Annotated in this window: 17 protein-coding genes; 7 read left to right on the forward strand and 10 right to left on the reverse strand. The window is 62.5% G+C overall.

Annotation, left to right across the window (positions count from 1 at the left end; translation table 11 throughout):
* Positions 1-16 precede the first annotated feature (16 nt).
* Positions 17-781: a fimbria/pilus periplasmic chaperone gene (locus tag VSX77_RS10820; protein WP_338424615.1), complete on the reverse strand. Its 765-nt coding sequence runs from the start codon at positions 779-781 to the stop codon at positions 17-19.
* A 99-nt stretch (positions 782-880) separates the two neighbouring features.
* Entirely contained in the window at positions 881-1402 is a 522-nt protein-coding gene (locus VSX77_RS10825) for a hypothetical protein (RefSeq protein ID WP_338424616.1), read from the reverse strand.
* 626 nt (positions 1403-2028) lie between these two features.
* On the opposite strand from VSX77_RS10825, the gene VSX77_RS10830 reads away from it, so the two are divergent.
* The gene (locus tag VSX77_RS10830; RefSeq protein WP_338424617.1) at positions 2029-2739 is read left to right on the forward strand and encodes a response regulator transcription factor; all 711 of its coding nucleotides are present in this window, start codon (positions 2029-2031) and stop codon (positions 2737-2739) included.
* A gap of 215 nt (positions 2740-2954) precedes the next feature.
* On the opposite strand, the gene VSX77_RS10835 is transcribed toward VSX77_RS10830, so the two are convergent.
* The 4 genes from VSX77_RS10835 to VSX77_RS10850 all read right to left on the reverse strand — a co-directional run bounded on the left by VSX77_RS10835 (position 2955) and on the right by VSX77_RS10850 (position 8328).
* Positions 2955-3917 carry a tetratricopeptide repeat protein gene (locus VSX77_RS10835; RefSeq protein ID WP_338424618.1) on the reverse strand — a complete coding sequence of 321 codons (963 nt, stop codon included), beginning with the start codon at positions 3915-3917 and terminating at the stop codon, positions 2955-2957.
* Complete coding sequence (locus VSX77_RS10840) at positions 3914-4978, reverse strand: dipeptidase (protein WP_338424619.1); 1065 nt, start codon at positions 4976-4978, stop codon at positions 3914-3916. Before VSX77_RS10840 ends, VSX77_RS10835 begins: the two co-directional genes overlap by 4 nt.
* Positions 4979-5067: 89 nt before the next feature.
* The gene (locus tag VSX77_RS10845; RefSeq protein WP_338424620.1) at positions 5068-5691 is read right to left on the reverse strand and encodes a helix-turn-helix domain-containing protein; all 624 of its coding nucleotides are present in this window, start codon (positions 5689-5691) and stop codon (positions 5068-5070) included.
* A 195-nt stretch (positions 5692-5886) separates the two neighbouring features.
* Entirely contained in the window at positions 5887-8328 is a 2442-nt protein-coding gene (locus tag VSX77_RS10850) for a TonB-dependent receptor plug domain-containing protein (RefSeq protein WP_338424621.1), read from the reverse strand.
* Between the two features lie 177 nt (positions 8329-8505).
* Here VSX77_RS10850 and VSX77_RS10855 point away from each other — a divergent pair, with 177 nt between their 5' ends.
* From VSX77_RS10855 to VSX77_RS10865, 3 genes are all read left to right on the forward strand, one after another.
* Positions 8506-9822: a metal-dependent hydrolase family protein gene (locus VSX77_RS10855; RefSeq protein WP_338424622.1), complete on the forward strand. Its 1317-nt coding sequence runs from the start codon at positions 8506-8508 to the stop codon at positions 9820-9822.
* Between the two features lie 113 nt (positions 9823-9935).
* Complete coding sequence (locus VSX77_RS10860; RefSeq protein WP_338424623.1) at positions 9936-11438, forward strand: aldehyde dehydrogenase family protein; 1503 nt, start codon at positions 9936-9938, stop codon at positions 11436-11438.
* Positions 11439-11465: 27 nt separating this feature from the next.
* Positions 11466-12461: a tetratricopeptide repeat protein gene (locus tag VSX77_RS10865; RefSeq protein WP_338424624.1), complete on the forward strand. Its 996-nt coding sequence runs from the start codon at positions 11466-11468 to the stop codon at positions 12459-12461.
* Positions 12462-12578: 117 nt separating this feature from the next.
* On the opposite strand, the gene VSX77_RS10870 is transcribed toward VSX77_RS10865, so the two are convergent.
* Entirely contained in the window at positions 12579-14804 is a 2226-nt protein-coding gene (locus VSX77_RS10870; RefSeq protein ID WP_338424625.1) for a CaiB/BaiF CoA-transferase family protein, read from the reverse strand.
* A gap of 390 nt (positions 14805-15194) precedes the next feature.
* Here VSX77_RS10870 and VSX77_RS10875 point away from each other — a divergent pair, with 390 nt between their 5' ends.
* Genes VSX77_RS10875 through VSX77_RS10885 form a run of 3 tightly spaced genes read left to right on the forward strand, consistent with a single transcriptional unit; the run spans position 15195 to position 20111 of the window.
* Complete coding sequence (locus tag VSX77_RS10875; RefSeq protein WP_338424626.1) at positions 15195-17636, forward strand: TonB-dependent receptor; 2442 nt, start codon at positions 15195-15197, stop codon at positions 17634-17636.
* A gap of 26 nt (positions 17637-17662) precedes the next feature.
* Positions 17663-18511: a phytanoyl-CoA dioxygenase family protein gene (locus VSX77_RS10880; RefSeq protein WP_338424627.1), complete on the forward strand. Its 849-nt coding sequence runs from the start codon at positions 17663-17665 to the stop codon at positions 18509-18511.
* Positions 18512-18536: 25 nt separating this feature from the next.
* Positions 18537-20111 (forward strand): AMP-binding protein, encoded by a 1575-nt coding sequence (locus tag VSX77_RS10885; protein ID WP_338424628.1) that lies wholly within the window; start codon positions 18537-18539, stop codon positions 20109-20111.
* 45 nt (positions 20112-20156) lie between these two features.
* Here the strand turns inward: VSX77_RS10885 and VSX77_RS10890 are convergent, their stop codons facing one another.
* From VSX77_RS10890 to VSX77_RS10900, 3 genes are read right to left on the reverse strand one after another with little or no spacing between them, the layout of a single operon-like run.
* Positions 20157-23435 carry a carboxyl transferase domain-containing protein gene (locus VSX77_RS10890; RefSeq protein WP_338424629.1) on the reverse strand — a complete coding sequence of 1093 codons (3279 nt, stop codon included), beginning with the start codon at positions 23433-23435 and terminating at the stop codon, positions 20157-20159.
* A 3-nt stretch (positions 23436-23438) separates the two neighbouring features.
* Positions 23439-23873: a hypothetical protein gene (locus VSX77_RS10895; protein ID WP_338424630.1), complete on the reverse strand. Its 435-nt coding sequence runs from the start codon at positions 23871-23873 to the stop codon at positions 23439-23441.
* A complete protein-coding gene (locus VSX77_RS10900; RefSeq protein WP_338424631.1) occupies positions 23870-25378 on the reverse strand; it encodes an MFS transporter in 1509 nt (502 codons plus the stop codon). Before VSX77_RS10900 ends, VSX77_RS10895 begins: the two co-directional genes overlap by 4 nt.
* Positions 25379-25391 lie beyond the last annotated feature (13 nt).

A 25391-nucleotide genomic window follows, 5' to 3' on the forward strand; every position in this document is an offset into this window, starting at 1 on the left:
CCGGCTCGTCAATCAATTATCGAAGGATAGTATATTCGGTCTTCATCGTGCCCGAAACGGGACCCTTGGCAAGACTTTCGGGCCAGGCAACGCGCAGCTTCCGCTCGCCGCCGGCAAGAATGTTGAGATTCTGAAGCTCGGCGGCCGCGACGTTGGTGATCACCGTCTCGGCGCCGCCAGCCGCGGGGCGGAGCGTAATGACGGGCTTGTTGAGGAGCGCGCGTGCATTGCCGTCATTCCTGAAAGTGAGTTCGAGCCAGGTCACGCCCTTCTCGTCGGTCACGGGCGCGGCGCTCGCGAGCACCGCCGACGGGGCGCTGCCCGGGGGCACGACATAAAGCGCCGCTTCATATTTATAGGTGAGGTTGAGCTTCGCGTTGACGTCGCCATTCTTCTGCGACTTGAAGTTGATTGGCAGCTGGGTCGTGACGATACGGAAAGCCAATTCGCGCTGCGGGTTGGCATCGCCGATCCAGCGAACCTTGAACGCTTGGCTCGATCCGGGCTGGATCACCATCTGCGGCGGCGAAATGATGAGATCGTCATTCTCGGCGGTCAGTTTGTCGCTGCCGTCGGGCAATTGTTCGCGCCGGAAGGCTTTGACCTCGATCGCGATGGGCACCTTGTGCGAATTGGTGATGGTCATCTGCTGGGCGGCCCCTGCACCGCTTGGTGCAAGCTGCACGACGATCGGCTTCAGATCATAGGCCTGAAGCAATTGCGGCACGGCCGCAGCAACGAGCGCGGTCCCGACGAGACCTCCGAGCAGATATTTGTTCACGGTAAAATCCTCCCCGCGTCCGCCATAAGGTAGCGGGCGGAATATGGAAAGGGCCGGAGGATGCAGCGCATCTTCCGGCCCCCCCTTCAAAGCAGAAGCTTAGAGTTGCGCTGCCAGCGTGATGGTCAGCGTGTCTTCATAGTCGCCGGCGACAGCGAATTCGCCCGCGTTGTCGAAGCTCAGGTCGAGGTTGCCGTGACGGACGCCGCCGTTGGTCAGGATGTTCTGCCAATCGGTGTTGGTCACGATCGTCTTCGGCGTGTTGTGCATCGTTGCCGAGTTGGTCGTGGTCGCACCGAAGCCCAGGAAGCTGGCTTCGACGTCATAGTCGATGTTGACGGCGCCGTTGCTGGTGACGTTCTTCATGCCGCCGTTGGCCGAGGTCAGCGAAACCTTGTAGGGCGAGTTGCACGAATAGGCGATCACGAGCGCGCCCTGGTTGCCCTGGTTGAGCATGTCGACGTTATACGAGCCCGAACCTTCGGGGATCAGTTCGCAGTTGCTGGCAACCGAACCGCTCAGCGCGATCGCATAGGTTTCCGTATCGGGAGTGACCTGCGCGGCTGCCGGAACGGCGGCGAGAGCGAAGGGCAGTGCTGCGAGAATAAGTGCCTTTTTCATTGGGTAATCCTTTCCAGACTTAAACTAGGTTAGGCGAAGGAGAGGCCCGGCCGATCGACCAGACGACACCAACGGGGCATGTTCTTGTTCTTGAAAAGGACGCCCCCCGCGTTGCCTCTCGGATAAGGAAATTACGAGAGCCGACGGGGAGAGCCCATCACGCTCAAGGCGCAATTTGAATTCTTGCGGGATGCTGGGCGACGCAGCGGGATCGGGCTCGCACGCCTATGAAGATTTTTATCTTCATAAGTTGTTAAGGGTGACTCTTAAGAGTCGCTTGCTCATTTCAGGGCGGAAGAGACGTCGTTCAAGTCGCGGGGGCGGGGATGCTATGGCGCAGAATTTCCGAAGATTCTCTTTCCAAGCCATGTTTGTTGATGGCTAGGAGCGCAGGGCGCGCTGTCCCGATTCGAGGCAGTTTGGTTAATTTCGTGCGGCTAAGTTTGTAATTTTCCTAAGCTTATGTAATTAAACGTTCAGAGAATCACCGCTACCGGGGAGGTTGGCGGGCTACTCGCCTCAGGGTCGCAATGGGGAAGATTGCCGCATACTGCGGTGGTGGGGGAGGTATTTTGCGGGCTCTAAACCTTTGTTGCCGCGTCCTTCCTAGGTTGGACTAAGGCAAGATGACACATTTTGCATTCTCGGTTCTTGTATTGTGCAGGGAGACGCTCCTTCGCGAGGCTATTACGGATGCCTTATCCGCTGCAGCCGGAGCGACGGTTGCTGGGAGTATGTATCTTTCGGCGAACCTTCCGGACGAACTCAACATCAATCCCGATATCGTCGTATATGTCGACACGAGCGGCGATCAGCGGAATCTCGAGCGCGATGTCGCGAACGCACATCTTCTGAAATCCGCGCGCTGGATTGTTCTTAGCGATCAAAGCAGCGGAGCGCTCGTCGCGCGTCTGCGCGAACTGCGCGCCGGAATTTCTTTCGCGCCGCTTAGCGTGACGCGCCAGGCGCTCGCGCATCTGGTCGCGCTCACGGCGTGCGGACATGACGTCAGACTGGACGATTTCCGCGAGGCCGCCCCGTCGCAGGAACGGCTCCAGATCATGAGCGCGGGTCTCACGCCCTCCCAGTGGCGACTTCTTCACCATCTGGCGCTCGGCCTCTCCAACAAGGAGATTGCGCGCAAGGAGACGGCGACGGTCAATGCGATAAAGGTCCGCGTCCGGACGCTTCTTGCGCGCCTCAATGTCGCAAATCGTACGCAGGCCGCCGTAATGGTTGCGAAAGCTGGATTGTTCGAACAAGAGCACCCGCGCCGCACCAATGTCGTGGAACTTCGCAGACCGGCAGCCGAGCCCAGGATAGCGGTCAGCCTCTAGGGGCGTGCCGCACAGCCAACGAAGGGCCGAATGAACGAATGCACGGTGCGCAGCGCGGGCTAACATCTGCTGCGCCGAAGAATCATCGACTTTAGCGAGACCGGCGATCCGTTCGGGCGAGACGTTGCGCGCGGCCACGAGTTTCCCTCGAACGCCGCATAGGCGGCCGCGTCGGCTGGCTCGCGATACCATGCTTCGAAGGCGCCGCGATATGTTTATACCGAAGGGCGATCAGTCACCTTTCGGTTCGGGTGCGCCAATTCGGCTTCGGCGGGCCAATGGCCTTGCGGATTTTCGCGGACGATTTCGGTCAGCAGCGCCTTTGCGCCCGCCTCGTCGCCGGCGAAGCGGCGCTCCATGGCGATTGCGAATTTTATCGTGCTGTCGCGTACGTCCTCAATGTCTGCGGGATCGAGGCGGCCCTGCATGATCTGGACCGCCTGATAATAGACGTCATTCTCGATGAGCTTCAGCCCGGGTTCGATCGCGTCGATCGCCGCGCGCGCCTTGGCGTGCTCGCCCATCTTGCGATAGGCGAGATAAGTCCAGTAGGCGGTGGGCACGCGCATGTCGTCGCGCGCGAAATCGGCCGCCAGTTCGAGCGCCCTGGCCATGCCCGCGACGACGGTCGGATAGTCGCCGGTCGCGAAGCTGGTCTGCGCATGATAATAGACGATGTTGCCGCGATAGGTGCTGATCGTCAGCCCGATCGGGTTGGGCATGCCGTCGGGCTCGAAGCTGTCGGGGATATCGCCCATCAGCGCGAGCGCCTTCTCATAATCGGCGAGGGCTTCGGCGAATCGCCGCGCGCGGGTCAGGTCGCGCGCGCGAAAGCGATAGAGTTTGTAGCTGTTCGGGAATTTCTCGATCCCCGCGCTGAAGGCATCGACCGCGTCGCAAATGCGCCCTGCATAATCGAGGCGGCGGCCATACCAGATATGACTGTCCTCGCGGTCGGGTGCGATGCGCAGTGCGGCGGCGGCGATTTCGATGTCCTCGTCGAGCTTCTTTTGCGTTGCTGCGGGATATTCGGGGATCGTCAGCGGTGTGCCGATCAGGCTGGTCGCGCAATTCCCCGCGTCGGCGCCAGGGACATTTTCATTCGCCGACGCGGGGAGCGCCGCCAGTAACGAGGCGAGGATGAGGCCCGCAGCGCAAGCCGTGCGGCGAGTGCTCATCCGATCACCTCCTGATAGATGCGGCGGAGGTTGGTTCCCATGATCTTTTCGACCGTGGCTTCGGGATAGCCGAGCTTGCGCACGCCATCCCACACGACTTCCATGCGGCGCGGGCCGTTGAGTTCGTTGATGAACAAGGGCCAGTCGGCCTCGTTGAAATTGGCGCCCTCTTCGGCTTTCAACTCGGCGATATAGGCGTCGGTCATTTCGACGACGCGGTGGTCGCGGTCGCTGCCGATCGCGACATGGTCGGCGCCCATCACATTGACCGCATGGGCGATGTGGCGGAAATATTCGGGCAGGGCATCGTCGCGCTTGGTCGTTAGGAACGGCCGCATCTGGCATATGCCCGCAACACCGCCGCGGTCGGCGAGCAGGCGCAAGTTCGCGTCGGTGGTGTTTCGGACATTGCTGTGCACCGCCATGCACGCCGTGTGCGAGACGATCACGGGCACCTTCGACGCGGCGATCGTATCGGCCATCGTCTGCATATTCGCGTGCGACAGGTCGATCAGCATCCGCTGTTCGTTCATCCGGCCGACGAGGTCGCGCCCGAAGTGCGTCAGCCCGTTCGAACCCAGTTCCTTGCACCCGGCACCGGCCCAATTCTGGTCATTATAGGTGATCTGTGCCGAGGTGACCCCGAGCTTGCGGAACAGGTCGACATTGTCGAGATCGCGGCCGAACTGGGTGCTGTTCTGGAAAAGATAGAAAAGCGCAAGCTGGCCGTTCTTGCGTGCGACATCGATGTCGCTGGTCTTCGTCGCCTTCAGGAACAGTTCGGGATGTTTTGCGATATGGGCGTCGTGGTCGAGTACCGCTTGCACCGCTTCTTCATACGCTTGCCCCTCGTAAACCTTGGGGTCGCACAGCGTGATCGTGATGGCGTCGAGCCCGCTGGCCCGCATCTGGCCGATCAGCGCGGCGTCATATTCGAAGCGCACCTCGCCCATCGCGTCGAAGGTGAGCGGTCGTGCCGCCCTGCGCGCCGCAGCGGCGGGCGCAACCGTCATCGCGGCGGTCAAGGCTGCCCCCGACAGGATGAATTTCCGTCTGTCCATAGCTCCATCCTCTCCCCATTCTTATTGGAAAGAATTTAGCTGATAGGAAAATTATTGCAAGAAAATAGATGACGCCGAAAAAGCGAGGGTTAGCCGGTGTTGACCCACAGAACGACGGCGTCTTCCTCGCTCGTCGAATAAGCGGCGTGCTGCATACTGCTGTTGATATAGATGCTGTCGCCGACGCCCAGGATGGCCGGTTCATAATGTTCAGTCTGAAAGCAGATCTCGCCTTCGAGGACGTAGAGAAACTCCTCTCCGCTGTGCTGCGACCAGCTCTTGAAATCCTCCAGGCTGCGCGCCTTGATCGTGGTGACGAAGGGCAGGATTTTCTTGTTCTTGAGTTCGGCGGCGATCAGGCGGTGCCGATAGACTTCGGTTTCCATCAGGCGCCCCGCGCCCGCCATCGTCACGCTGCGCCGTCCGGCCGCGTCGTGCGAGGCGTTGCCTGCGAACAATTCGGTGATATCGATGTCAAAGCCGGCCGCAAGTTTCTGCACGACGTCGAATGTCGGCGACATCTGGTCATTTTCGATCTTCGACAGGGTCGAGGCGGCAAGGCCGGTCAGCCGCCCCGCATCCTCAAGCGTCATGCCGCGTTCGCGGCGGAGCAAGCGCAGTCGCTCGCCAAGATGGAACCCTTCGGACCGCGGACGCTTGGCTGTGCGCATGGCACCCAGGATTTCCGGCGCGTCTCCATGGCTGGGCGGCATATATGTCCATTCCTTGTCTGTTGCGAGCGTTTCAGTCACTGTCGATCAGGAACCGTGAAAGACTAGCCGTCGCGGCCGATCGGATGCCGCCACCATAAAACAGAAATTTCCGATAGGCTACGGAATTGGCATATAAGCTATGCCAATTCCGTACATGCCCACCGGAAATTGTAATGCCGTCCTGATTGGTATTGATCAGAACTTATACTTAGCATTCAAATAATAGAAGCCGCCGGCGACCCCGAATACGCTGTGATTGTCGTAGATGAGGCCGCTGCGCGCCAGCCCGGGGCCGCGGCCCGGGGGGAAGATGTTGAACAGGTTGCGCGCGCCGATGCTGAGATCGACGTCCTGAATGCCCGAATAGGTCACCTCGGCGTCGAACAAGGTCACCGCCTTGCGCGGCAGGAAGGACGCGCCGTCGCGGCGGCGCCATGCGCCATAATGAACGGCGCGGGCCATGAAGCCGAAGTCGCCGACCTTGGTCGTGGCCGAGAAATTTCCGCGCCAGCGCGGCGTGCCGCGTTCGAATTCGACGACGATCGACGGACCAAATCCCGGCGGCGGGGCGCCGCGCAGATGCTGTTCATTATAGTTCACCGCGAGGCTGAAATCGGTCGAGGCATTGTCCGACCAGCTGTGGCGATAGGTGCTGACGAGATCGAAACCGCGAACGCGCGTGTCCATTTCATTCTGGAAATAGCGCACCTGTTCGATGTCGGCGCCGTTGGGGAAGCCGATCGCTGCCAGCGCGGCCCGCTCGGCCGCGGTGGTGTTGCGCGACGGCGTGAGCAACAAGCGGTCGTCGACGTCGATCTGGTAAAAATCAAGCGTCGCGAGGAAGCCGTCGAGGCCGGTGAAGACGACGCCCGCCGACATGTTGAACGAGGTTTCGGGTTTCAGCGACTGCGATCCGAACACCTGCGCCGCGGGCGAGCCCGGGACGAGCACGGCATCGAGAATGAAGCCGCCCATGCCGTCGAGCTGCGACGTGAGGCTGGTTCCGAAAACCTGGCCGGCAGCGGGTGCGCGGAAGCCCGTGCTGACCGAACCGCGCAGCGCGAAGGCGTCGCTCAGCTCGAAGCGCGTTGCCGCCTTGTAGCTGAAATTGTTGCCGAACTGGTCATAGTCTTCGTAACGCGCGGCGGCCGACAGGTTCCACCACGGCGTGATGTCGGCATCGACTTCGGCGAAGACTGCATAGCTGTTCGAATCGAAGGCGCCGGCAAATTCGGGCGAAAAGCCCTGAAAGCCGTTCGACCCGGCGGGCAGATCCTGAAGCGGCCCGGTGAGGTAGCTAGCGACATCGCCTTCGCCGATGACATAGGTTTCCTTGCGATGGCTGGCGCCAGCAAAGACGAGAATGTCGTCGTTCAGTTCATAAGCGACTTCGGCGTCGAACTGGATCTCGCGCTGGGTCAGCGATCCAGGCTTGAACGAAGTCGGCGAATCGACGCCCATCGAGGCGTTGATCGTGCCGGTGATCGTATAGTCGACGGTGTTGGTGCCGTAGCGCGCCGACAGGTCCCAAGTCAGCGGCCCCGCCTGGTCGCGCAGGCCGACGAGGGCACTGAAATCTTCCAGATGACCGCGGAACTCGGGGGTGAAACCGCCGGGATAGATCTCGGTCAGGTCGAACTCCTCGGGATGGGCCGGGGACAGGTCGAACGCCGAATTGGCATAGGTGCTGTGGCCGTTGAGTCCGCCCGCGGCAAAGGGCTGGCGCAGACCGAAGGTGACCGCGCTCTTGCCCGTCATATAATTGCCGAAGCTGTAGAGTTCGAGCTCTTCGCCGATTTCGATGCCGGCGTTCCACACCGATTTGAACGCCATATAGCGCGGGTCGAGATTGCCCTCGGGATGTTCGGGAACCCCCTGAACCCCCATTTCGCGTAGCGCGGCGGCGCCGGCGTGCGAGGCCTTTTTCGCGTACGCCTTCGCCTGATCGGTATATTGCGCGGCGAGGTTAAAATAGGCGTTGTCGCCGACCGGAACCGCGATGTGCCCCTGAATGTCATAGGTGCGGCCGCCGGTGCTGTAATATTCGCCGACCTGGCCGGTGATCGAGCCGCCGCTGCGCGCCTTTTTCAGTTCCATGTTGATCACGCCGGCGATCGCGTCCGAACCATATTGCGCCGACGCGCCGTCGCGCAGCACTTCGACGCTCGACAGCGCGATCGGCGGGATCACGTTGAAATCCTGGCCCTGCGAACCCGATGTTGTCGCATGGCCGGTGCCGATCTGCACGATCGCGGCGCGGTGGCGGCGCTTGCCGTTCATCAGCAGCAGGACGTGGTCGGCGGGCGAGCCGCGCAGCGTCACCGGGCGCACGAACGACGAACCGTCGTTGCCCTGAAGGCGCTGGGCATTGAAAGCGGGGACCAGCGTGCGCAGCGCGTCGTTGACGTCGGCATAGCCGGTGGTGCTGATCTGTTCGGGCGAGATCACGTCGATCGCGACCGAGCTGTCGGTGATCGAGCGGTCCTTGCGCCGCGAGCCGATGACGACGATGTCGTTGCCGCCCGCGTCCGATTCCGCACCGTCCGCTTCCGGCGGTGCCGACTGGGCGTGCGCCATCGGCGTGATCGTCAGCGCAAGCGCCGACGACAACAAGAGATGTGATACGAACTTCGACATTATTCCCTCCTTTTGGACCCGTTTCCCCACCGGAAATTCGTTGATTTCCGATCCATGCCTGCATTTCTAAAAATTTTCCTATCATAAAAATTATTGCTCTTCTAGCAAAAACTTCCTATGCGAAGGGAAGGCCCCGCACCGGCGGCCTTGGGCTACGCGCCGACGGGGAGAATTTGCTTGGGCGGCATCGCGACATGGACAGGGCTGGCGGTTGCAGCATCGCTATCGGGTGCGGCTGCCGCGCTTCCTGCCGGAGCTCAAGGCGAAGAGGGCCTGCTGATCTATGCCGGTTCGGTGATCGCCGTGCCCGGCGAGGCACCGCTGGGTCCAAGCACGATCGTCGTCAGGGACGGGCAGATCGCCGAAATCGCGGCGGGATATGTCGATCGCGCCGGAATGCGCGCCGTCGATCTGAAGCATCGTACGCTGCTGCCCGGCCTGATCGACACGCATGTCCATTTCAGCTTCACGCCCGACACAAAGCTGTGGTCGGCGGCGATCGACACGCCGGAAGATGTGGCGCTCCTCGCCTTTTCCAATGCGAAAAAGACGCTGGAGGCCGGCTTCACGACGGTGCGCGACGTCGGGTCGGACGGTTATTCGATCCACGCGCTGCGCGATGCGGTCAATGAAGGCGTTGTCGTCGGCCCGCGCATCTTTTTGTCGGGGACGTCGCTGTCGATCGTCGGTGGCCATGGCGACATGTCGGGCCTCAACCGCAAGGCGACCGAGGCGCTTTATCCTTATGACTATACGGGCGCCTGCACGGGCGGCGCCGAGTGCGCGCTGCGCGTCCGCGAGGCGGCGAAATATGGCGCCGACCTGATCAAGATTACCTCGACCGGCGGCATCATGTCGCAGCAGGCGAGGGGCCTTGGCCAGCACCTGACCGACGAGGAGCTGACCGCGATCGTCACCACGGCGCACAGCCTGGGGCTGAAGGTTGCGGCGCATGCGCATGGCGGAGCGGGCGTGACCGCGTCGGTGCGCGCGGGCGTCGATTCGATCGAGCATGGCACCTGGCTCGACGAAGCGACGGCGCGGCAGATGGCGGAGCGGGGCACCTGGCTGGTGCCGACGCTCGGCCTGCTCGATGGCCGGAAGGAGGCCGACGCCAGCCCCGAAGTACGGGCCAAGATGGCGGAGGCGCGGGCCGTCGCGGGCCGGAACATCCGGCTTGCGGTGCGGCACAAGGTCAGGATCGCTTTCGGCACCGACGCGGGGGTTTCGCCCCACGGCCAGAACGCCCGGCAATTTCGCCTGATGGTCGAGCAGGGGCCGATGACGCCCGCGGCGGCGCTCCGTTCGGCGACGGTCGATGCCGCCGCGCTGCTGGGCCAGTCCGACCGCATCGGCACGATTGCGGCCGGGAAACGCGCCGACCTGATCGCGGTCGACGGCGACCCCTATCGCGACGTGACGCTATTGGAGCGCGTCGCCACCGTCATCAAAGACGGGCGGGTCATCGTCCATGACGACAGCCGGCGCCCGTGACTATCCATCGCCATTCGATTCTCTCCCTTTCAACGGACAATGAAATGAACGCTCTCGAAAAAATGACATCCGTGCAGCCACGTGATTCCGCATCGGCGGGTCTGGCCAGCACCGTGGCCGATATTTTCGCCGGGCTCGGCCTGTCGCTCGACGGGCGCCGGGGATCGGACCTCGCCATATTCTCGCCGATCGACGGGTCGCAGCTGGCGACGCTGCGCACCGACAAGGCGGCGGACATGGATGCGATGGTGGCGAACGCCCGCACCGCCTTTGCCGCGTGGAAGGCCGTACCGGCGCCGCATCGCGGCGAACTCGTCCGGCGCTTTGGCCAGCTCGTGCGCGACCATAAGGAGTCGCTGTCGCAGCTGCTGTCGATCGAGAATGGCAAGATCCTGACCGAAGCGCGCGGCGAGGTGCAGGAGGTCATCGACATCTGCGAATATGCGGTCGGCCTTTCGCGCCAGCTTTTCGGCCTGACCATCGCGTCGGAACGCGCCGAACACCGGCTGACCGAATATTGGCACCCGCTGGGCGTGCTGGGGCTGATTTCGGCGTTCAATTTCCCGGCCGCGGTCTGGGCCTGGGGCACGACCGTCGCGCTTGTCTGCGGCGACAGCGCGATCTGGAAGCCGTCGGAAAAGACGCCGCTGACCGCGCTCGCCTTTGCCGGGCTGCTGCAGCAGGTCGCCGCCGACTATGAGCTGGCGCCGGGCCACCTCGTCCAGGTCGCGGTCGGCGACGCGGCTTGCGGCGGTATGCTGGCCGATCATCCCGACGTCGCGATCCTCAGCGCAACTGGCAGCGTCCGCATGGGGCAGGACGTCGGCGTGCGCGTGCAGCGCCGCTTCGGCCGCGCGGTGCTGGAGCTGGGCGGCAATAACGCCGCGATCGTTACGCCCAGCGCCGACATCGGGCTCGCGTTGCGCGGCACCGTCTTTGCCGCGACCGGCACCTGCGGCCAGCGTTGCACGACGCTGCGCCGTCTGATCGCGCATGACGATATTCGCGGCGATTTCGTCAAGCGGCTGGTCGCGGTGGTCGGCGGCCTTCGCATCGGCAGCCCGCTCGACGAGGCGACGCATGTCGGCCCGCTGATCGACAAGGCCGCGTTCGACGCGATGCAGCGCGCGCTGGAACAGGCGCGACGCGACGGCGGCACCGTCCATGGCGGCGAACGGATCGAGATGCCGGGCGCGCCCGACGCCTATTATGTCCGCCCCGCGATCGTCGAAATGCCGGCACAGACCGCCATCGTCCGCGAGGAAACCTTTGCCCCGATTCTTTATGTCCTGCCGTACAGCGACTTCGACGAGGCGATCGCGCTGCAGAACGGCGTGCCGCAAGGGCTGTCGTCGTGCGTCTTTACGAGCGACGTGCGCGAGGCGGAGAAATTCCAGTCGGCGCAGGGCAGCGACTGCGGGATCGTCAACGTCAATATCGGCACCAGCGGCGCTGAAATCGGCGGCGCGTTCGGCGGTGAAAAGGTCACCGGCGGCGGGCGGGTGTCGGGGTCCGACAGCTGGAAGAATTACATGCGCCGCGTTACCGCGACGGTGAATTATTCGACATCGCTTCCGCTCGCGCAGGGCGTGAAGTTCGACATCGACGTGGATTGAGACAACAGATTTGTTCGGAGAGATGAAATGAACGCCAAATATCTGAAATATATCGCCTCGGCCGCCTTGCTCGCGGTCGCGACGCCGATGCCGGCGGCGCTCGCACAGGAAGGCAGCTTCCAGGGCACCTCGCTGCTCGGCCAGCCGATGTATACGGCGCCCTCGCGCACCGCGAATGTCGCGGCGACCGAAACGCTCGAGCGTGCGGCGCGCGATGCCAAGGCGGCGTTCGAGGCGAATATGACCGTCGACAGCGCGACCTGGTACGGCCGCATCCTTTTCTATCAGGGTTATACGAAGGAATCGGCGGCGGTTTACGATCAGGCGCTCAAACGATTTCCCAATTCAGGCAAGCTGCTCCGCCACCGCGCGCACCGCCATTTCTCGCTGCGCGAGTTCGACAAGTCGATCGAGCTGGGACTGAAGGCCGCGAAGCTATACGAAAACCAGCCGCTCGAGCGCGAAAAGCCGGGCCCGGACTATTTCCCGGGCGATCCCGATGTCGTGCAATATTATCTCTATTACCATCTCGGCCAGGCCTATTTCGCCAAGCATGATTTCGACAATGCCGCCAAATGGTTCGGCAAGTCGGCCGAAGCCGCTGCCTTCACCCACGACGTCGAGGCGCGGACGGCGAACACCTATTGGGAATATCTTTCGCTCGCGCGCGCCGGCAATCTTCGCGAGGCGCAGGCGTTGCTCAACGATTATGACCTGTCGCTGTTCGAAGTGCATCCGAAAGGCGGATCGGACACTTATTTCGACGGCATCCAGCTGTTCAAGGGCAACCGCGCGGCCGACAGCTTCTTCAGCGACAAGGACTCGGGTCGCGCCTTTGCCACGGCCGACGGGGTAGCGGCGTCGACGGCATACAGCCTCGCAAACTATTATATCCTGCGCGGCGAGCCCGAGAAGGCGAAACCCTGGCTCCAACGCTCGATCAACGTCGACAGCTGGAGCTTCTTTGCCCGGATCCAGGCCGAAGCCGACTGGCTGCTGCTGTTTCCGAACGAAAAGCCGTGATGAAACACGTCGGGGCCATCGCCAGGTTCGAAGATCGGGATACAGAAGGAGGAAGATAAACCCCGAATCCTTTTACCTTTCCAATCAGCTTCTTCGAAACTCCGGGAAAGCTCGTGATTACAACGGCGAACCGAGCATTTTCATGAGTTCGTCGCTGTGCTCTCCCAAGGTGGGGGCCGGGCGCGATATGGGCAGGCGTGGGCCATCGATCCGGAAGACGGGCGCGGGGGTGCAGTGGCTTCCGACATAGCGGCGTTCGATCCGCGTCCAGGCTCCGGTTTGCTCCAGATGACGCTCGACCGGCAGATTTTCGGCCCGGTTGATCGGGGCGGCCGGAATTCCCGAAGCCTGGAGGGCATCGGCCGCCTCCGCAGCCGTCATCGATGCGATGGCCACGCAGAGGGCGGACTCGATCTCATCGCCGTGCACGTTCCGGTCCGCAATGCTGGACCACTCGGCGATCCACTGCGGTTTGCGCAGCCACCGGGCGAGCGCGGCCCATTGAACGCTATCCCGGGCGACGATTGCCACATGACCATCACTCGCTGCGACCACGCAGCGCGGCGCATGGTGTATCGAACGGCTGCCGAGGCGCTGCGGGGGGCCTTCCGTCTGGGCGCGAACGATGGCGTCAGCGCCGAGCTGAAACAGACACTCAACCTGTCCAAGGTCGAACCAGGCGCCGCCAAGCCTGCTCCTGCCATGGAGGCCGGCAAGCGCGGCGATCGCGCCGTAAATGCCCGCGACCGGGTCTCCCAGTGCGGTGTGTTGCAGGACCGGTGGCCAGTCGGCCTGGCCGTTGACGTGGGGCATGCCGGAGGCGTGCTCCACCGTGGAGCCGTAAGCGCGGAAGAAGCTCCATGGTCCGGACGCACCGAACGCACCCATCGACACCATGACAAGACCGGAACGGAGGCCGAGCAGACGATCGGGGTCGAGGCCGAGCTTGTTCATCACTCCGGGTGCGTAATTTTCGATCACGATGTCCGACCGGCTGACAAGGGTTTCGGCAACCTCACGTCCGCGTCGGTCGGTCAGGTCGAGGCAAATATCCTTCTTGTTCCGGTTCATGATCAGAAATGCCGGCATGAGCTCATATTTGGGTGGATCGGATTCGCCCGGCGGTTCCCAGCCGCGCCACCAGTCGTAATGGGTGTCCGACTCCACCTTGATGACGTCGGCTCCGAGATCTGCGAGCAGCCGGGTGCACATCGGTCCCGCCCATCCCATCGAGAAGTCGGCAACGCGCACGCCTTCGAGCGGGCTGGCTGGCGGGCTTTCGGGCGGCTGCTCGTCGCGGGGCTTCCCGTCCACGAAAATGCGGAATGGTAATCGGGGGGCAACTATGCCCGGGGCGCCCGGCAGGGGAATGAAACTTTCCCGCTCGCGCCAGTGTGGCGTCTCCAGAAGTTCACGATGATCGGGGACGGGCGCCAGCGGAACCCGGCGGCGCTGGCCCTCGATCAACCAATATTCGGAAGTTTCGCGGATCAGGATTGCGGCGAGCGCGGTGTCGAGGGCTTCGGCGTTTGCGACGCGCGCGAGCGATGTCGCGAAGCGGGGATCCTCCGCCCATTCCGGGTGTCCAACCATCTCGGCAAGCGCGGACCATTGGGCGGGCGTGAGCGCGGTTACGCCGATCCATCCGTCGCTCGTTGGATAGACGGTGGTCGGGTGGTTGGTCGCGAAGCGGTTTATCCCGGTTCGGCCGGGCGCAGCCGCACCCGCTTCCGCGAGGGGCGGCGAGGGTTCGGTGAAGCACATGGCAGCTTCGAAAATATTGACGTCGACGCGTCTGGTTTGGCCGCCTCGCTTGCGCCCCCAAAGCGCGGCGAGCGCTCCCACGACGAGGGTGGCGCCCGCAGTGATCTGCGGTCCGAAGCCCTGGGGCAGCATCGGCGGGCCGTCGGACGCCCCGAAGGACGCCGCGATGCCGATCAAACCCTGGATCAGGGCATCGTCGCCCTGCCAGTCCCGATAGGGTCCTTCATGACCGAACCATGTGATGCCGAGGCGAAGCGCGTCAACGCCCCGCTCCGCCAAGGACCTGTCTACCGATCCGACTGTTTCTGGCGACTGTCCGACGAGAACCGCACGATGCGAGGGGGGATAGTCCGCCAGACGGGTCAGCCCTTCGTCGAACGTCCCGATGAACGATTTGCCTTCGTCGAGCCAGAGATCCACGGCGTCGGCCTGGAGCGGTACTGCACTGCGCACCCGCAATATCTGTGCGCCGAGGACGGACAAAATCCGGCCGCAGTAACGCGCCGCGGCGTCATCCGACTTTTCGAGCACCGCAATCCCGGCAAGAGGTCCGCCTTCGGCGCTGATGTGCAATTTCATCGACTTGCCTCTCCATCGATCATGTCCCGTTCGTGCCCGAGACAAGAGTGCATTCGTTTTGCTTTATGATAACGTGTTACCAGATGGAGGCAAGATCGCCATGGATTCGCAGGGGTGACGGACCGGATTTCGACTGGAAAATCCCGCGGAGATCACGATTGTCGATAATAATATAGCTTAAAAACAATAGTTTAATTCGGGGTTCTTTGACTGGAAGCCTGTCCGTCGGAAAGCCTGTTGACACTCGGTCCGGATCAACGATAACCAGTGGTATCGCGTTACCAAGGCGATTTGACGGACATGCCAAGCCGACAGGTTTCTTGGACGCGTAAAAAGATAATCAGCAGCGACCAGCCATAGGGAGGCGCTGTGACATAAAGAGGAGAGGGCATGTTCAAGAGGCTCCTGTTGTCGTCCGCGGTGTTGCCGCTGACACTGTTTCACGTCGCCCATGCAGCGGCTCAGGAAACCGCCCCGCCTGAAAGCGCCGATGAGGAGGCAAGCCGTCAAGGCTTCACCGACATCATCGTTACCGCGCGGCGAGTGGAGGAGAATCTGCAACGCGTGCCGACCTCTGTCACCGCAGTAAGCGGAGATATGCTGCGCACGGAAAGCGTGATCGCAGTCAAGGATCTGCCGAAGCTCGCGCCATCGCTTAGCGTCGTGTCCTATTTCAACGACATGAATGCCCGCTTCTCGGTGCGCGGCCTGTCCGCTGGCGTCACCACCTATTTCGCCGAGGCTCCATGCTGCGGCGGTATCGCAAGCGCGCCGTTCCTGGACATTGCATCGGTCCAGGTGCTGAATGGACCGCAGGGTACATTGTTCGGACGGTCGAGCGCGGCTGGCGCCGTGCTGATCACTCCGCAAAAGCCCGAATTCAACGACTGGGGCGGCCTGGTCGACATGACGGTCGGCACTTATGGTCGGGCTCAGTTCACCGGGGTCGTCAACATTCCCGTGGTCGACGATCGTCTCGCCGTCCGCCTTGCCGTAAACGCCAATCGCGTCGGCGGTTACACCAAGCAGTTCGGCACGAGCAAGCGTGTCGATGATGTTAACAACCAGCAGTATCGCCTCGGCATCGCGTTCAAGTCCGGGGGGCTCGAGAACACGCTTTTCGCGTCCTATGAAAATATCGATCAGTCTGCGACGGGTTCGGTCCTTGCCGGTTACAAGCCGACCCATCCCAACCTGAGCCCCGCGTTTCTTGCGGTGCTCGAAGCCGAAACGGCTCGTCTGGAACAGGGCGGAAAGAAGGCCGCGCGCATTACGGCTCCGCCCTATGACGGGCAGGCGCAGTTGACGCAGATGAAGCATGCCAGCGTCGTCAACAACACGCAGATCGAGGTGATCGATTCTGGTGCGACACGCGTTCGCCTCAAGAACATCTTTTCGTTCGACTCCTTCACCTCGAACAGCGCCGGATCCTATGACGGGGTCGGCGGCATCTTGCAGGAAGGGGCATTCGCTTCGGCGAACTACAGCAATTTCGGTTCGAACAACCAGGTCGGGACGAGGCTGACCGCCAAGCTCGGTCCCGCGCTCCACACCTATACCAACGAGCTTCAGCTACAGGCTGAACTGTGGGACGGCTTGCTCAAGGCCAATATAGGCGGCTTCTATCAGCACCAGCGGGCGCCCCAGAACCTGGAAGGCACCACCAACGTCTACAAGCTGTATAGCAATCCCAATGGCTATTTGAACGCGGTAGGCTTCATCAAGCGTTCGGTAGCAAAGGAAAAGGCGGTTTTCGGCCAGGCCACGCTCGATCTTTCCTATGCCGGTATCGAGGGGCTCAGCATCACCGGCGGTTATCGCTACAGCTGGTCCGATTCCGAACTGACGACGATCGCGCCGGTCCGCAATCCGGTTACCGGTCGCTTCGAACCGGGGACGAACGAGACGAACTCGGCCACGAAGAGCAAGGGCTATAACTACACGCTTTCGATCCAGCAGCAGTTCACGCCCGACATCATGGCCTATGCTTCGGCGACGCGCGCCTATGTACCCGGCGGCGTGAATGCGATCAGCCCGCCTCCCGGCGCCAATCTCCCGGGTTACAAGCCCGTTTATGATGCCGCGACAGTGAACACCCAGGAAATCGGCCTCAAGACCCAATTTTATCTGGGCGACGTGGCGGTCCGGCTCAACACCGCAGCCTATAACACCGACTACAAGAATATCGCCCAGACGTTGCTCGGCCTCGTCAATGGCGTATCGTATCGCTACCTCGCCAATATCGCGGCAATCCAGCTGCGCGGTGTCGAAGCCGCGGGTACAGTGGTATTCAATCCGAGCTTCAGCGTAAACTTCGGCTATTCCTACAATCATGCGAAGTACAAGACATGGACGGGCGTTGATCCGTACAATATTGCGCGTCCGGGCGATGCCATTTGCGTACCTGAATCCCCGGCGGGCGTCTGCTTCCTCGATCTCAGCAATAACCCTTTGCCTTACATGCCGAAGCATTCGGGGAATGTGACGCTCCAGTACACGGCGCCGCTCGGTGACGACGTCGGCGAACTCGGGCTGTCGGCATCGTTCTTTACGCAAAGCCGGGTCTATTATGTCGCGGCTGCAGCGCGCGATCTCCAGCTTTATCCGGGCGGTCTCGATGCCATTTCGCAAGCTCCCTACAGCACCATCAATTTGCGGGCGGAACTGCGCGACGTGGCGGGATCGGGCTGGAATGGCGCGGTCTTCGTGAACAACCTGACCGACAAGCTTTATGCGACGGGCAAGGTCGCGCAGCTTCATACGCTCGGTTTCGCGGCGGCAAACTATGCGCCGCCGCGGATGTTCGGGCTTCAGGTCTGGAAGAAATTCTAGGACGCAAACGCCAGGGAGGCGCAAATATGGCAACGCAACCAATCCGCCAGGAAGTGGACGGTATCTCGCCGGAATTGAGCGCGCGGCTCGACGAACTGAAATTGTGGGACAATGTGCGCGACCTGGTCGAGGATGGCTATACGATCATCCAGGACCCCGCTGCGCACGCAATCACCGACGAATTGCGCGAGGCGATCCTGCGGCTTTCGCAGACATCGGAAGGGGAAAACAGAGGGCGGCGCGCGGGTTTGTTGCTCGGCCGCGATCCGGTCTTCGCAAAAGCGGTCACCGTCCCGCGGCTGCTGGCGCTCGCGGAATTCCTGCTCGGCCGCGGTATGCTGCTGAGCCAGCTCCTCGGAACGATACGGGGACCGGGCGGAGGCAGTCTTGGGCTGCACGCCGACAATAGCTGGTTTCCCGAGCCGTTTCCCGCATGGGAAATCATGTGCACCGCCTGCTGGGTCACCGACGAGTTTACCGAAGAGCATGGCGCAACGATGATCATACCGGGGACGCACAAGCAAAAGCGTCACCCCCCGAAAGACGTCCGCAAGTCGCTGGAGGGTGCGCAGGCGATCGTTGCACCGAAGGGATCGATCTGCCTGTGGGACGGATCGGTGTGGCACGGCAATTACGCCCGCAAGACGCCCGGTGAGCGGGTCGTGCTTCATACCACCTACACGCGGCTCGGCATGCAACCGATCGATGATTATAGCCACTTCGGCGATGAATGGTTGGAACAGAACTCCTCCGAACTGCGCGGCCTTCTCGGCCGCGACCTTTTCTTCCATTCGACCACCGAAACCAGCGGGCAGACGGACCAGGAAAAATTGCGCCATACCTACCGTATGGTCCACGGTCCGCAGGGATATTGACCGGCAACGCCGCACAGGAGACGACATGAGCGATATCTGGACGGGCAGCGCTATTCCGGTCGCGGAGGCTTGCGTGACGGGACCGCTGCTCGAACGCTATGCGCGCGAAACCCCCGACAAGGTCTTCGCTCTCTTTGAGGATGGGAGCAACTGGACTTACGCGGAAACGCTCGCGATCGTTCAGAAAATGGCCGGCGGTCTCCGTTCGCTCGGCGTCGCTCAGGGCGACTATGTCAATGTGTGGTTGCCGAATGGCCGGGAAACGATCGCGGTCTGGCTGGCGATCAACTGGCTCGGCGCGATCTATGTTCCGATCAATCTGGCCTACCGCGGGAATATTCTCGAACATGTCGTCGCGAACGGACGGGCGCGACTGATGATCGCGCAGTCGGACCTTGCCGAACGGCTGCGCACGATCGACCACGCATGTCTGACCGACATCGTCACGCTGGGCGATACGCCCGAAGCGATGGGCAATATCCGCTTCCATACGTGGGAGAGTCTCGACGGGGCGCAAGTCGCGGAGCCGGCCAGGGTCATGCCCTGGGACGTGCAGATGGTGATCTACACATCGGGGACGACCGGCCCGTCGAAGGGCGTCCTCGTCACCTATTGCCACAGCTATACGTCGGTCAGCGCCGCGTTCGGATATGTCGGTCCCGACGATCGCTATCTCGTCGCCTTGCCGCTGTTCCATATTTCGGGAACCGGGGGCGTGCTCCTCGCACTCTACAACGGCGCATCCTTTGCGCTGATCTCGCAATTTTCGACCTCCAATTTCTGGCGCGTCGTGCGCGAGACGGGGACCACTTGCCTTGTCCTTCTCGGGGTGATGGCCGCCTTCCTCGCCAAGGAGCCGCCGCGGGACGACGATCGCGATCATCCGCTGCGATCCGTCATGATGGTTCCCTACACCGAGGATGCCGCCATTTTCGAAAGCCGGTTCGGCTGCGAGGTGCGAACCTGCTTCAACATGACCGAGATATCGACCCCGCTGGTGGCCGAGCCCGGCGGCAATTTCCCGGTATCGAGCTGCGGCACGGTCCGCGCCGGGGTGGAAGCGCGGCTCGTCGATGCCCATGACGTCGACGTCGCCGACGGCGAGATCGGCGAGCTCATTTTGCGTTGCGATCGTCCCTGGTCGATGACGACCGGCTATCTCAACAATCCCGAAGCCACCGCGGCCGCGTGGCGTAACGGGTGGTTCCATACCGGCGATGCGTTCCGACGGGACGAGGCGGGGAATTATTTCTTCGTCGACCGGATCAAGGATGCGATCCGTCGCCGCGGCGAAAATATCTCGTCCTTCGAGGTCGAGAGTGACGTCTGCTCGCATGTGTCGATCCGTGAGGCCGCGGCGATCGGCGTGCCAAGCCCCTTCGGCGAGGAGGAGGTGATGGTCGTCGTTGCGCCCGCGCCGGGTGAGAAGGTCGATCCGAAAAAGCTCATCGAATTTCTGGAGCCGCGCATGGCCGGCTTCATGCTGCCGCGTTATATTCGCACGATGGACAATCTGCCCAAGACACCAACGCAGAAGGTGCAGAAGCATCTTCTGCGCGCAGAGGGGATCACGGCCGACACGTTCGACCGGCTCGCCTGATCGTAGCGCAGGTGATGGGGCGCCCCGACGGCGCTCCAGCCGGCATCACCAGCTATCGATGAACGGGCGCTTCTTCTTGCCCGCCCGGATGGGGGCAGGAATGCTTTCAAGACCTGCGACGATGTGCGCCCGCGTTTCGGCGGGATCGATCACTTCGTCAAAGTCGAATCCCATCGCAGTGTTGATAGCCTTGCCATTCTCATAGGATTCCGCGACGCGCTGTTCATACCAGCGCTGTCGCTCGTCGAGATCGGCGATGGCTTCCATCTCTTTGCGGTAACCCAGCTTGACGGCGCCCTCCAGCCCCATGCCGCCGAATTCGCCTGTCGGCCAGGAGAGCGTAAAGAAGGGGGCCTGGCTGTGGCCGCCCACCATCGCCATCACACCGAGGCCATAGCCTTTGCGCAGGACAATCGAGAAGAGCGGCACCGTCAGGTTCGGACCGGTGATGAACATTCGGCAGCAATGTCGGATCAGCCCCGTCTTTTCGGCTTCCGGGCCCACCATGTTGCCCGGCGTGTCGGCAAGGACGACAATCGGGATGTCGAACGCGTCGCAAAGCTGCATGAAGCGCGAACATTTGTCCGCGGCATCGGCATCGACCGCTCCCCCCAGATAGGCCGAATTGTTCGCGATGACGCCGACCGCGCGGCCCTCGATCCGGGCCAGCGCGGTGATCGCGGCTCGGCCGAATGCTTCGCGAAGCTCCAGCACCGATCCCGTATCGCACAATGTCTCGATGATCCGGCGGACATCGTAGGCGCGCAGGCGGTTTTCGGGGACCATGCCGCGCAAAAGCCGTTGGTCGGCCACATCCCATGCGGGCAGGCGCCCCTGAAAGTAGGAAAGATATTTCTGCGCAATGCGCACGGCGTCGGCTTCATCCTCTGCCAGGATGTCGATGACCCCGCCCGCCGCCTGCACCTCGGCGGGCCCGACTTCCTCCGGCGTGTAGACGCCGAGGCCGCCGCCTTCGATCAGCGCCGGGCCGCCGACGCCCATCGTCGTGTCTCTCGTCGCGATCACGACGTCGCAGCATCCCAGCAACACGGCGGCGCCGGCGAAACAGCGACCATTTGCAATCGCAATCTGGGGAACGAGCGCACTCAGACGGCCTTGCAGAGCAAAGGCGCGCGTATTGAATATGCCGCCGCCGGCAGGCCGGTCGGTGTCGCCCGGACGCCCCCCGCCGCTTTCGGCAAACAGGATGACGGGCAGGCGCCAGCGCTCGGCCAATTCCAGCATCCGGTCCGTTTTTTCGTGATTTTTCAAGCCCTGCGTTCCAGCCTGAACGGTATAGTCATAGGACATCACGACGCAGCGCGACGCATCGGCGCCGAATATGTCGCCGTTCACGCGCCCGATCCCGGTGACCATGCCATCGGCCGGCGTCGTGCGAATGAGATGATCGACCGGATGGCGCAGTCGCTGGCCCGCGATGACCAGCGAGCCATATTCGATGAAGCTGCCGTCGTCGACGATATCGTCGACATTTTCCCGGGCCGTGCGATATCCGCGGGCACGCCGCTTGGCGACGGCATCCGGACGTGCGGCATCGAGCGTCAACGCGCGGCGTGCCTGCAATTCGGCAAGATCGGCGCGAATATGGTCGGGGTCGAAGTCGGCGCTGGTCTCGATCGCCGACAGGCCCACATCGGCTTCCTCGAAGAACAGGATCGGATCGCCCTCCGAGATCACGGCGCCTACATCGCTCGGTGACAGCCGGACATAACCTGCGGTCGGTGCGGTGATGACATGTTCGAGCTTCATCGCTTCCATGATCGCGACGGGCTGTCCTGCTGCGACCGCTTGATCCGTCTCCGCCAACAATGCGATCAGCGAGCCGGTCATCGGTGCCGCGATCGCAATCGTTCCGGCCGGCGCCGCCATCGCGCGATCGGGTGATTGCGCGTCGTCGGCGGTGCTGGGCGACGGCTCGGACCTCAACTGGGCAGCACGTTCGAGAAGGACGCTGAGATTGCGCTCGATGAAAAGCGTGTCGAATGCGCCGCGCGCGATCTCGGGATGCTGCAGCAATGCACGCAGAAAGGGGAGGTTGGTGTCGATGCCTTCGATGGCAAACTCACCGAGCGCGCGATCGGCCAGACGGGCCGCGTTCGCGAAACCGCCGGTCGGCGCGGTCGCGATGACCTTGGCGAGCAGGCTGTCGAAGCGGGGGTTGGGCTGATATCCCTGGCTTGCGCAGTCGTCGACGCGCACCCCGGGGCCGGCCGGCACTTCGTAACGGCGGATGCGACCACCGGACGGCCGCGGCATTCCGTCCGCAGCGATCGTTTCTGCATTCACGCGCGCCTGAATGGCGATGCCGCGCGGGGCAGGGATGCAATCCTGCCGAAGATCGAGATCTTTCAGCGATGCTCCGCTTGCCAGCGCCAACTGGATGTCGACAAGGTCGAGCCCCGTCACGGCTTCGGTCACCGTATGCTCGACCTGCAGCCGCGCATTCGCCTCGATGAAGTAAAAGCTGCCGGTATCGAGATCGACGAGAAACTCCACCGTCCCGACGCCGCGATAATCCACCGCCTTGCCGATCGCGACAGCGGCATCGAACAGTCGGTGCCGCAGCGCGGTATCCAGACCATGTGCGGGAGCAATTTCGACGATTTTCTGCCGCTGGCGTTGCAAGCTGCATTCGCGGTCCCACAGATGGACGATCTCGCCCGTGCCGTCGCCGATGATCTGAACCTCGACGTGACGCGCCCGGCCGACGAGCTTTTCGCAATAGACGGCGTCCGACTTAAATCCGGCGAGCGCTTCCGAACTGCAGCGCTGATGCGCGTCGGCAACAGCCTCGCGATCGGTGACCGGCCGCATTCCGCGACCGCCCCCGCCGGCCACTGCCTTGATCATCATCGCGCCGTGGCGATCGAAAAAAGCGAGGGCCTGTTCGACGTTGACCGGGCCTTCGCTTCCGGGCGGAACGGGGACACTGGCCGCCAGCGCAATCGCGCGTGCCCTGGCCTTGTCGCCCAGCGCCGCCAGCGTCGCTGCGGCAGGGCCGACGAAAACCAGACCGGCCTCTTCGCAGTGCCGGGCAAATTCGGCGGTTTCGCTCAGAAAGCCGTACCCTGGATGGATGGCATCACAGCCCGCCTCGCATGCTGCGCCGACGATGGCCCCGACATTGAGATAGGCGGCGGGGCCACTGCCCGGCAGGGCGATCGCCTCGTCGGTCCTCCGAATGTGCAAGGCGTCGCCGTCGTCGGCGGAATAGATGCCGACAGACCGGATTTCGCGAACGGCGGCGGCGCGAGCGACGCGAATGGCGATCTCGCCGCGATTGGCGATCAACAATTTCTGCATGATCTATGCCGCCGTTTCGTGTGCGATACGATCGTGCAGCTGGCGCAAGACCGCCATCACCGGCTTCGACGCCTTATGGTTTCCGACGTGGATCGTCATGCGGCCCTCGGCAATCATGGCGCGCCGGTGATCATCGATGGCGTCCAGCATCTCTTTCGTCGCCCCGTCATAGATCAGCATCGCCCCGGGCAGCGCCGCCGCTTGCTCGGCAACCAGCGCAAAATCGGCGTCGGGGTTCGGTGCATCGCCGAACCGGACGTCTCCCCCTTCGATCTCAGCAGCCCAGAATCCGGTTCCGCCATCGGGCGGAACGGACGTGAAAGTCTCCGACAGCGAGAAATGATGACCTGCCAGGCGATCGGCGTTCTCGGTCACCAGTTGCACGAGCAGTTCCTTGATACGTTCGATCCACTGCGGGCTGGCAAAAATCATCGTCATTCTTTCGATTCCAGTTCGTGCAGGATGCGGGCATGCTTGTCGCGGTCGAGGTCGTAGAACCACATGATCGACATCGCGATTGTGGTGAAAACGAGCATCATCGGGCCATATAGAAGTGCCAGATGGACGGTGGCTTCGCGCGGAACGGCTTCGACCGCGACACCTTGCGGGAAGCGGATCAGGTCGAGCGCTATCCCGGCCAGCGCGCCGCCAATTCCCAGCGACGCCTTGCGCGTGAACGCGCTGACGCCGAACAGAAAGCCCTCGCTCCGGCTCTTGAACCGCAGCTCATAGGCATCGGCGATATCCGCGAGCATGGCGCCGGCGATCACCATTGCCGGGCCGCCGGCAAGCGACGCGAAGAAAGCTGCCGCGGCCAGCAGGGCGGTCAGGGCTTCTGCGCTATCGGGAGGCGTGAGTATGCCCGCTTCTCGCAGACCTATCGGCGCCACGTTGAGCGCGACGGACAACACCACCGACGCGACATAGGCCGTGCGTTTGTCGAACCGGTCGGCAAGCGCGCGCGCGAAAAGCGACCCCAGCATGAAACCCAATGCCGCGCCCAGAAATACCCATTGGATGCCCCATGTGGGCAGCTTCCAGTAGAAGGTGTTGACGTGCACCGCGAGCGCTGCCTGGACGCCCCCTAGAACATAGGAAATCAGGATCGCGACGAAAAAGATCGCGAAGGTCCGGAGCCGGAACGCGTTGACGAGGTTGCTCAGCATGGGTTCGTGGACCTGCCCCCGGCCTTGCGACTGCATCCGGGAATAATATTGCAGCGCACGGCTCTGCGTCGTAGCGGCGGACGCCAGGATCGCAATCAGCGCAATCGCGCCGCAGGTCAGCGCGAGCGGGGGATAGGCGGCGGCGTTCAACTGTCCCTGCGGATATTCTGGGGTCGCGTGAAAAAATATGCTGAAAGCAATTCCGAGGACGAGCAACCGCCCCGCGAAGGCGAAGATATTTCTGTAGCCCGAGACCGAAATCCGTTCTTTGAAGTCCGTCGAAAGCTCGGCGCCGAGGGCCATATGGGGGATGAAGTAAAAGGACTGCATCAGCCGGCAGAAGGCGGTGAAACCGAGCAACCAGAAAAACGTCCCCCATTGCCCGAGGCCGGCAGGCGGATCGAAGAGCATGTAGAGCGCGAAAGCGAGCGGTATGGGAGCGAGATAGAGATAGGGATGCCTGCGACCCAGCCGCGTGTTCGTTCGGTCGGACAACTGCCCGATCAGCGGGTCGGAAATACCGTCGAAAAGCAACGCGATCAGAAGCGCGAGGCCGACGAGCGAGCCTTGTAGCCCGATGACCTGGACATAATAGAAAAAGAGGAAGGTCTCGAGCGTCGCCGTCTTTACGCCCTCGGCCATTTCGCCGAGGCCATATCCCAATTTGGTGCCGATCGAGAGACGCGCCTTGCTCCTGGTCTCGGCAAGGGCGTCTTCGAGGACGGGCGAAGGCGCATAGGTGACCGCCGGGGGATGTCCCGGAACTGCTTCCCTCATCCTTCTCTCCGTT

The sequence above is a fragment of the Sphingopyxis sp. TUF1 genome (assembly GCF_036687315.1).
In the GTDB taxonomy this organism is placed as follows: Bacteria; Pseudomonadota; Alphaproteobacteria; order Sphingomonadales; family Sphingomonadaceae; genus Sphingopyxis; species Sphingopyxis kveilinensis.

Bases quoted from the DNA above. Each gene is read 5' to 3' on its own strand.
- VSX77_RS10825 (WP_338424616.1), bottom strand. From the start codon at position 1,402: ATGAAAAAGGCACTTATTCTCGCAGCACTGCCCTTCGCTCTCGCCGCC.
- VSX77_RS10830 (WP_338424617.1), top strand. From the start codon at position 2,029: ATGACACATTTTGCATTCTCGGTTCTTGTATTGTGCAGGGAGACGCTC.
- VSX77_RS10835 (WP_338424618.1), bottom strand. From the start codon at position 3,917: ATGAGCACTCGCCGCACGGCTTGCGCTGCGGGCCTCATCCTCGCCTCG.
- VSX77_RS10840 (WP_338424619.1), bottom strand. From the start codon at position 4,978: ATGGACAGACGGAAATTCATCCTGTCGGGGGCAGCCTTGACCGCCGCG.
- VSX77_RS10845 (WP_338424620.1), bottom strand. From the start codon at position 5,691: ATGCCGCCCAGCCATGGAGACGCGCCGGAAATCCTGGGTGCCATGCGC.
- VSX77_RS10850 (WP_338424621.1), bottom strand. From the start codon at position 8,328: ATGTCGAAGTTCGTATCACATCTCTTGTTGTCGTCGGCGCTTGCGCTG.
- VSX77_RS10865 (WP_338424624.1), top strand. From the start codon at position 11,466: ATGAACGCCAAATATCTGAAATATATCGCCTCGGCCGCCTTGCTCGCG.
- VSX77_RS10870 (WP_338424625.1), bottom strand. From the start codon at position 14,804: ATGAAATTGCACATCAGCGCCGAAGGCGGACCTCTTGCCGGGATTGCG.
- VSX77_RS10875 (WP_338424626.1), top strand. From the start codon at position 15,195: ATGTTCAAGAGGCTCCTGTTGTCGTCCGCGGTGTTGCCGCTGACACTG.
- VSX77_RS10880 (WP_338424627.1), top strand. From the start codon at position 17,663: ATGGCAACGCAACCAATCCGCCAGGAAGTGGACGGTATCTCGCCGGAA.
- VSX77_RS10885 (WP_338424628.1), top strand. From the start codon at position 18,537: ATGAGCGATATCTGGACGGGCAGCGCTATTCCGGTCGCGGAGGCTTGC.
- VSX77_RS10890 (WP_338424629.1), bottom strand. From the start codon at position 23,435: ATGCAGAAATTGTTGATCGCCAATCGCGGCGAGATCGCCATTCGCGTC.
- VSX77_RS10895 (WP_338424630.1), bottom strand. From the start codon at position 23,873: ATGACGATGATTTTTGCCAGCCCGCAGTGGATCGAACGTATCAAGGAA.
- VSX77_RS10900 (WP_338424631.1), bottom strand. From the start codon at position 25,378: ATGAGGGAAGCAGTTCCGGGACATCCCCCGGCGGTCACCTATGCGCCT.